This window comes from Clostridium frigoris (assembly GCF_018861865.1).
In the GTDB taxonomy this organism is placed as follows: Bacteria; Bacillota; Clostridia; order Clostridiales; family Clostridiaceae; genus Clostridium_AD; species Clostridium_AD frigoris.
In genome coordinates this window covers 1-2,432 of sequence record NZ_JAHLDV010000119.1, presented here as the reverse complement: position 1 = coordinate 2,432, position 2,432 = coordinate 1, and the positions used below count along the sequence as shown (strand labels likewise).

Here is a 2,432-nt window from a genome sequence, read left to right as displayed (position 1 = left end):
TGCTTAAATTATACACCAAAAGTGGATTCCTCGGAATCCACTTTTGTATTTGCAGAAAAAAAAAGAGCCATCTCGTAATAGAAATTACTTTCTATTTTGAGACAGCCCCTTATATATAAGTTTAATTCTTATTCTGATTTAAATAAGTGTATCAATTATTTTCTAATACCCATGGTTACAAGCATAAATTCATTTTTCTTATCAATTTTTTTCAAATCATAACCACATATTTTTTTGAAAATATCATCGCCAAAAGGCTCCAACAAAGTTCTGACAATTTCCTCATGTACCTAAAATATTGCCTCTAGTTACCACTTTAGCGCACTATCTTGAAAATATTTTAAAACTCAAAAATATATAAATAATATTATAATAGTTGAGCAAAATACATGCTGAGGTGATTTAATGAAAAGAAAATTAAGTAAAATGGTTACTATTATAATTATTATAATAGTCTGTACCAATAATCCTTATTATACTGTTTATGCTAAGAATAAAATTTCCGTAAATAGAGAAGTTAATAATCAAAATATAGTAAAAAATACTTTGGTGATTAGAACTGCTTCACCATGTATAACTAAATCAGTTAATGAAAATAGAACAATAAGTTTAAGTGAAGCATTAAAAATTGCCTCTACAACATCTAAAAAGTGGGATTCAAAGGCTGAGCTAATGTTCATTACTAGTATTGACAATGATGACTTAAATGTAATGGATGATGGACACGATGGAAATAGACGGTACTGGAATTTTATGTTTATCGTTCCTGGAACGGGAAAACAGTTGATATTAACAATACATGATAAAAAGATTGTTAACAACCACCCTAATAATGGACCTATCACCAATAATGGGTATATAAAAAATGAAGAAATTAAGCTTACCAGTAAAGAGGCAATAGAAAAGTGTAAAAGTTATTATGAAATTATTCCAGGACAAAATTGGGCAGCTGGATATCATTTTACACTAAGTAAGCAAGATAATATAGTTGTACTTGCTGTTGTATCTTTAGATAAAGAAGGATATTTTACAAGAACCATGTTTAATGCTACAACTAAACAACTGATTTCTGGAATACACAAGATTCCAAGGGGAGGTGGCTTGTTTAAGCAAGGTAGTAAAATTAATTTGAATAATGGAAAGCAAGTATCGATGGAGACTATATCTATTTCACCAAACTATGCAAATGATAAATCAATGATTGTTTCATATTTTATTAATCCATATAAGACAAACATGTCGCTTGCAGCTAGTATAACAACAGATAAAGGCATAAACTGGCACGTACTCACTATGAAGGATATATTTTTTAAAATTTTCTCTTCAAATTCATATTCTACTGATAACTTAATATATGCAACTACACCTAAAGGATTAATTTCAACCAACGATAGTGGAAAGACGTGGAAAAATGTTTTAGTATCCCAGTCTTATATTTTCGATATACATTCAAATCAACAGAAGATTTTAGTGGATGCTGAAGATGGACTATATATATCACTGGATAAGGGAATTAAGTGGAACAAGTTGAATACTTCATCCAAGGTTTCACTTACTGATTTTGATTTAGACGGAAATATATACACTCTCTCTAATAATAAAGTTTTAAAAAAATCTAATAAGCAATGGATAGATATGAAGGTTCCTTTGTCAGGTGATATTATGGGATTTAAACTATATAAACAACATTTAATCGCTTACTCATCTGATAGCTTAAAAATTCAAGATATGAAAACATATAAATGGAAAGAGATTAAAAAATTTAGTGGCATTAATAATATATTTATTACGTCTAATAATCAAATGTTTTGTCTACTAGAAGATAGAACCTTAGTAAAACTGATAGAAAATAGAAGATTTAATACATGTAAAACTCAGAAAGTAAATATTAATAGTGAAGGAAAACTTTTTGATTTAGAAGAAGATACTGATGGAAAACTGTACTTTTGTATGAGTTCTGAAGGCGTATGGGAACCTATTACAAAGATATTTAAGTAGGAATAAATCGTAAGCTAAATGAAACAGACTTCTAGATAAGTTCAATTACAAAAAATTGTTCATAATGAATATTTTTTTATTAAGAATTTAGTAATACAATAGTATTTTTTTAAATAAATACTTTATGTCGGAATGTTCATTAAGTCCGTCATAAATAACTGCATAATGATTGAATATTTTATATTTAGTGGACAATATTCTAAATATATAAATTAAGGGAAGTTCAAAATTCTGAACTTCCCTTAAAACCTTTATATTACTTTATTATGAATAGGCTTTTATCTCTTATATTAACGCAAAAAAACACTAAGTAAACTTAGTGTTTTTTTATAACCTGGCGACAACCTACTCTTCCACAAGGTTACCCCTGCAGTACCATCGGCGCATTGAAGCTTAACCTTCGTGTTCGGTATGGGAACGGGTGTTACCTTCAG

Annotated in this window: 1 protein-coding gene and 1 rRNA gene; one reads left to right on the top strand and one right to left on the bottom strand. The window is 28.6% G+C overall.

The genetic code is table 11. The features are described 5' to 3' along the window. Positions 1-405 precede the first annotated feature (405 nt). Positions 406-1,998, top strand: a complete 1,593-nt coding sequence (locus KPL37_RS19295; protein ID WP_216151693.1) for a WD40/YVTN/BNR-like repeat-containing protein — start codon at positions 406-408, stop codon at positions 1,996-1,998. Positions 1,999-2,330: 332 nt separating this feature from the next. Here KPL37_RS19295 and rrf read toward each other — a convergent pair. Further along, positions 2,331-2,432: ribosomal RNA gene (rrf, locus tag KPL37_RS19290) — 5S ribosomal RNA — on the bottom strand; the annotation flags it as partial.

What these genes read in the sequence shown, in the direction of transcription:
- KPL37_RS19295 (WP_216151693.1), top strand. Translation starts at nt 406, where the DNA reads ATGAAAAGAAAATTAAGTAAAATGGTTACTATTATAATTATTATAATA.